This is a genomic window from Brachybacterium sp. UMB0905 (assembly GCF_002871795.1).
Lineage (GTDB): Bacteria > Actinomycetota > Actinomycetes > Actinomycetales > Dermabacteraceae > Brachybacterium.
The window spans coordinates 24,888-30,188 of the sequence record NZ_PNHL01000008.1; the positions used below are offsets into that span (position 1 = coordinate 24,888).

The 5,301-nt window shown below is 70.0% G+C and carries 4 protein-coding genes; 2 read left to right on the forward strand and 2 right to left on the reverse strand.

Annotated elements, in window-relative coordinates; all coding sequences use genetic code 11:
- Positions 1-25: 25 nt before the first annotated feature.
- Positions 26-775: a nucleotide exchange factor GrpE gene (locus tag CJ197_RS09140; RefSeq protein ID WP_102236442.1), complete on the reverse strand. Its 750-nt coding sequence runs from the start codon at positions 773-775 to the stop codon at positions 26-28.
- Entirely contained in the window at positions 775-2,640 is a 1,866-nt protein-coding gene (dnaK, locus tag CJ197_RS09145; RefSeq protein WP_102236443.1) for a molecular chaperone DnaK, read from the reverse strand. The genes CJ197_RS09140 and dnaK overlap by 1 nt, the downstream gene beginning before the upstream one ends.
- A 479-nt stretch (positions 2,641-3,119) precedes the next feature.
- Here dnaK and CJ197_RS09150 point away from each other — a divergent pair, with 479 nt between their 5' ends.
- A complete protein-coding gene (locus CJ197_RS09150; protein ID WP_102236444.1) occupies positions 3,120-4,097 on the forward strand; it encodes an endonuclease/exonuclease/phosphatase family protein in 978 nt (325 codons plus the stop codon).
- A 333-nt stretch (positions 4,098-4,430) separates the two neighbouring features.
- Positions 4,431-5,252, forward strand: a complete 822-nt coding sequence (locus tag CJ197_RS09155; protein ID WP_102236445.1) for a spermidine synthase — start codon at positions 4,431-4,433, stop codon at positions 5,250-5,252.
- Positions 5,253-5,301 lie beyond the last annotated feature (49 nt).

The window sequence follows — 5,301 nt, forward strand, 5'->3', positions numbered from 1 at the left end:
CCCCGCCTCGCTGTGGGGGCGTTGGTCAGGCCGGGCCGCGGGTGCCTACGCGAGCGGGCCGCAGGACGCGGTCCTTCATCACGTAGCCGGGCTGCATGACCACCGCGATGGTGGGGGACTCAGCGTCCTCGTCGTCCTCGTGCATGAGCGCCTCATGGCGGGTGGGGTCGAACTCCTCCCCCACCTTCCCGTAGCGGGTCATGCCGTGGGAGGCGAGGACCTCCTCGAGCTTCTGGGCGATCGCGTGGAACGGTGTGCCTTCGGCGATATCGCCGTGCTGGCGGCCCAGCTCGAGGTCATCGAGCACGCCGATCAGCGAGGAGAGGACCCGCGCCACGGCGGCCTCCTTCGCGACCTCCGCGGCGCCCTCGATGCGGCGTCGGGAGTTGACGTACTCGGCCTGCTCCCGCTTGAGCTGCTCGGTGAGGGTGGCCACGGCCGCCTCGAGCTCGGCGATGCGGGCGGCGGAGGCATCCTGGCCGTCGGAGGCCTGCTGGTCCGTGCCCTGCTGTTCCGTGCCGGGGGCGTCCTTGCGGGCCTCCTGCTCGAACAGCTCGGCCGCGGCGGCGTCGATCGGGTCCATCGGCTGATCCTGCGCTGCCTGCTGACCCTGCTCCGCCGGCCCGTCGGCCGCTGGGGAGTCCGGGGCGGGGGTGTCCCCCGTGGGGCGGCTCGCGCCACCCTCGGGGGTCACCTTCCGCTTGTCGGTGAAGGAGAACCTCGGCTCGCCCTCAGGGCGCTGCGCGTCGTCGGGAGTGCTCTGGTTCTCGCTCATCACTTGTTCTCCTCGTCCTCGTCCACGATCTCGGCGTCGACCACGTCATCGTCCTCAGTGGACGCACCCTCGGGCTGCTCGCCCGCGGCACCGTCGGCACCCTCGGCCTGAGCCTGGGAGTAGATCGCGGTGCCCACGGCCTGCAGAGCCTCGTTGAGGCTGTCGCGCTTGGCTTCGAGGTCCGCGGTCTCCGCGTCCTCCTTGGCCAGAAGCTCCTTGGCCTCCTTGATGGCGTCCTCGGCGGGGGTCTTCTCCGCGTCGCCGATCTTGTCCGCGTTGTCCTTCAGCAGCTTCTCGCCCTGGTAGACGAGCTGCTCGAGAGTGTTGCGGGCGTCGGCGTTCTTGCGGCGCTCCTCATCCTCGGCGGCGTGGGCCTCGGCGTCCTTCACCATGCGGTCGATGTCCTCCTCGGACAGCGCCGAGCCACCGGTGATCTGGATGGACTGCTCATTGCCGGTGCCGCGGTCCTTCGCGGTCACGTGCACGATGCCGTTGGAGTCGATGTCGAAGGTGACCTCGATCTGCGGGATGCCACGGGGGGCCGGGGCGATGCCCGTCAGCTCAAAGGTGCCCAGCATCTTGTTGTCCCGGGTGAACTGACGCTCGCCCTGGAACACCTGGATCGCCACGGAGGGCTGGTTGTCCTCAGCGGTGGAGAACACCTCAGAGGTCTTGGTGGGGATGGCCGCGTTGCGCTCGATGAGCTTGGTCATCACACCGCCCTTGGTCTCGATGCCGAGGCTGAGCGGGGTGACGTCCATGAGCAGGACGTCCTTGCGCTCGCCCTTCAGCACCGCGGCCTGCAGGGCAGCGCCCACGGCCACGACCTCATCGGGGTTCACGGACTTGTTGGGCTCCTTGCCGCCGGTGAGCTCCTTAACCAGCTCCGAGACGGCCGGCATACGGGTGGAGCCGCCCACCAGCACCACGTGGTCGATCTCGGAGACGGAGATCCCGGCGTCCTTGATGACCTGGTGGAAGGGCGCCTTGGTGCGCTCGAGCAGATCCGAGGTCATGTCCTCGAACTGGGCGCGCGAGAGCTTCTCGTCCAGGTGCAGGGGGCCGTTCTCCGTCATGGAGAGGTACTGCAGGGAGATCGAGGTGGAGGTGGAGGAGCTCAGCTCCTTCTTGGCCTGCTCTGCGGCCTCCTTGAGGCGCTGCAGGGCGATGCGGTCCTTGGAGAGATCCACGCCGTCCTTGTTCTTCACCTGGGAGATCAGCCAGTCCACGATCTTCTGGTCCCAGTCGTCGCCGCCCAGGCGGTTATCGCCCGCGGTGGCCTGGACCTGGATGGCGGCGCCGTCCTCGTCCTTGGAGACCTCCAGCAGGGACACATCGAAGGTGCCGCCGCCGAGGTCGAACACGAGGATCTGCTCGTCGTCCTTGCCCTTCTCGAGGCCGTAGGCGAGAGCCGCGGCGGTGGGCTCGTTGATGATGCGCAGGACGTTCAGGCCTGCGACGGTGCCGGCGTCCTTGGTGGCCTGACGCTCGGAGTCGGAGAAGTATGCGGGCACGGTGATGACCGCGTCGGTCACGGTCTCGCCCAGGTAGGACTCGGCATCCTTCTTGAGCTTGCCGAGGGTGCGGGCGGAGATCTCCTGGGGGGTGTACTTCTTGTCGTCGATCTCCACGGTCCAGTCAGTGCCCATGTGGCGCTTGACGGAGGAGACGGTGCGGTCGACGTTGGTGACAGCCTGACGCTTGGCGACCTCACCCACGAGGACCTCGCCCTGCTTGGAGAAGGCGACGACCGACGGGGTGGTGCGCGAGCCCTCCGCGTTGGCGATCACGGTGGGCTGACCGCCCTCGAGGACGGCGACGGCCGAGTTGGTGGTGCCGAGGTCGATTCCGACGACACGGGACATAGTTGCCTGCCTTTCCGCGGCATGTGCCGCGAGCTGGTTCGGTGGGCGCCGTCCGGGACGCTCCCTGAGGGGCATCCGGGCGACTCCGCCGGCCGCCGGGGCCGACGGCAAGATCTGAGTTGTACGGGCTCAAGTAGAGGGACGCCGGGCCTGAGGTGTCAAACCCCGCGGCACCCTTCTTGAGTGCATCAGGCTCAACTCTGGTTCAGGCGGATTCATTCCCGGGTGGGCGAACTGTGAGGGAGGGCACGTTACGGAGTAGGGCGCCGATGCGAAGCGGCGCCGATGTGGTGGGGTGCCGGCACCGCTGCGGCCCGTGCGCCCCGCGCGGTCGGAGCCCGCGGCCCGCCTGACCGGGCAGCCTGGTGCGCGCACGGGGAGCGGGCCCGGTCGAGATCCTGTGGAGACCCTGCGCCCGCGCTGCGCCGCACGGCAGAGGTGTCCGATGATCATTCCAGCGACCACAGGAAGGGGAGTCGATGACCGGCAAGCTGCTGCTGAGGAGCCTCGGCTGGATGCTGCTCATCCTCGGCGGGACGGGGGTGCTCGTGCTCGGCACCTTCCGCCTGGTGCCCGCGACGCATGCGCTGAACGTGTGGACGCTCGCCGCCTCAACGTTCATCCCGTGGCTGTGGATCCCGGCGCTCGTGGCATGCGCGGGTCTCGCGCTCATGCTGCACAGAAGGTGGCGCTGGATCGCTGCCGCGGTCACGGTCGTGACACTCGCTCTGATGGCCTGGCCGCTCGTGCCCCTGGATGCGGACCGCCCCTCCCCCGGCTCCCCCGAGCTCACGGTGCTCTCCGCGAATGTGCTCTATGGCAATGCCGAGGTGAGTGAGGTCAGCGCCCTCATCACGGAGGACGTGGACGTGCTCGCCTTCCAGGAGTACACCCCGGCCTTCGCCGCGCAGCTCAAGGCCGCCGGGGTGCTTGAGGAGTTCCCGCACCTGGTGGGCACGGCGGAGGAGTCCGCGGCCGGGTCGATGCTGCTCTCCCGCACGCCGCTGGCGATGGTGGCGCGCGCACGGGGCACCGTGTTCGAGAACCTCGTGGCGAGCACCGAGGTGGACGGTATGACCTGGCATATTGCGGCGATCCACACCGCTCCGCCGACGATGGGCGGGCCGCGCTGGGAGCACGACGGGGCAGCTGTCGCGGAGATGCTCGCGCAGTTCGCCGGCGAGCACCTCGTGGCCGTCGGCGACTACAACGCGATCGCCCAGCACTCGATCCTGCGCGAGATGACCGACGACGGCATGGTCCGGGACCTCGCCGGGCCGCACACTGGGGCGCTGCGCTGGCACCCCACCTGGCCGACCGGCGGCATGATCCCGCCGTTCGCGCGCATCGACCACGCACTCGTCTCGCACTCCGTGGTGGGGCCCGTGCCCGAGTACCACCAGATCCTTGGCAGCGACCACGCCGCGCTGCGCGTCACCGTCGGCCCGCGGGAGTGACACCGCCCGGCCCGCGGGAGTGACACCACGCGGGGCGCAACTCGCGAGCGCGGCACCGCGCGAGCCACGGGAGCGGCATCGGGCGCAGACGTGACATCGCCGCCCCGCCCATCGGCCGTTCTGTTCCACCGCTTCGGCCATTGTGTTCCACCAGCTGGAACAAAACGGCGGAATCGCTGAAGGGCGTGCGGTTCGCGGGTCGCCCCGCCCCGATGCGTGTGATGCACACGCCGCCCCGCCCCTCGGCCCGGCGCGCCATGAGCTGGCGGCTGTTCCCACCCCGGGCGCACGAGCCTGCGCAGCCCTGAGCCGCCCATCGCGCACACTGATCCCATGAGCCCTGATGCCCTTCTGCCCGGCGCGCAGCGCAGCGCGCAGCTGAGCTTCTCCGATCAGGCCGCGTGGATCGTCAAGGACGAGGTCGTGGGCGGCTGGGTGCTGCAGATCGGCGGGGTGGAGCAGTCCCATGTGGATCTCGAGGATCCCACGCGCGTGGTCCACGAGTACCTGCGCCGCATGGCGACCGTGCTGGACGTGTGCTGGCCGGCGGGCCAGCCGATCCGCGTGGCGTACCTGGGCGGTGGAGCGCTGACGCTCCCCCGCTACGTGCAGGCCACACGGCCGGGCTCGGCGCAGCTCGTGATCGAGATCGAACGGGAGCTGCCGACCCTCGTCACCACGGCGCTGCCTCTGCCGGAGGGCACCGACCTCGAGGTCGTGATCGGCGATGCGCGCGAGCAGCTCGCTGCGCTGGAGGGCCGACGCTTCGAGGCGATCGTGCTGGATGTCTTCTCCGGCTCCGAATCCCCCGCGCACCTGACCACGTGCGAGTTCTACGCCGAGGCTCTGGAGCACCTGGAACCCGAGGGGATGCTGCTGGTGAACGTGGGTGATGACGCGGGGCAGCGCTTCCTTACCGCGCAGGTGCGCGAGCTCGAGCAGGCGACGGCGAGCGCAGGCCTGCCCGGGGTGTGGACGCTCACCGACGCGAACCTGCTGGAGCGCCCGGCCGACGGGAACATGGTGCTGCTGGCGGGCGGGGCGCTCGCCTCCCCCGCCGTGGCCGACTGGGCCGATGCGTGGCGGGCCGCCGGGCCGCATCCCGCCGCGGTACTCGACCCGGAGGAGACGATGCGGGTCTTCCACGGGCGGTGACGTCCCGACTCTCGCAGCGCACCCGACACCCCGCTCTGCGCTGCCCCCT

Coding starts and splice junctions, on each gene's coding strand:
- CJ197_RS09140 (WP_102236442.1), bottom strand. CDS start 775: ATGAGCGAGAACCAGAGCACTCCCGACGACGCGCAGCGCCCTGAGGGC.
- dnaK (WP_102236443.1), bottom strand. CDS start 2,640: ATGTCCCGTGTCGTCGGAATCGACCTCGGCACCACCAACTCGGCCGTC.
- CJ197_RS09150 (WP_102236444.1), top strand. CDS start 3,120: ATGACCGGCAAGCTGCTGCTGAGGAGCCTCGGCTGGATGCTGCTCATC.
- CJ197_RS09155 (WP_102236445.1), top strand. CDS start 4,431: ATGAGCCCTGATGCCCTTCTGCCCGGCGCGCAGCGCAGCGCGCAGCTG.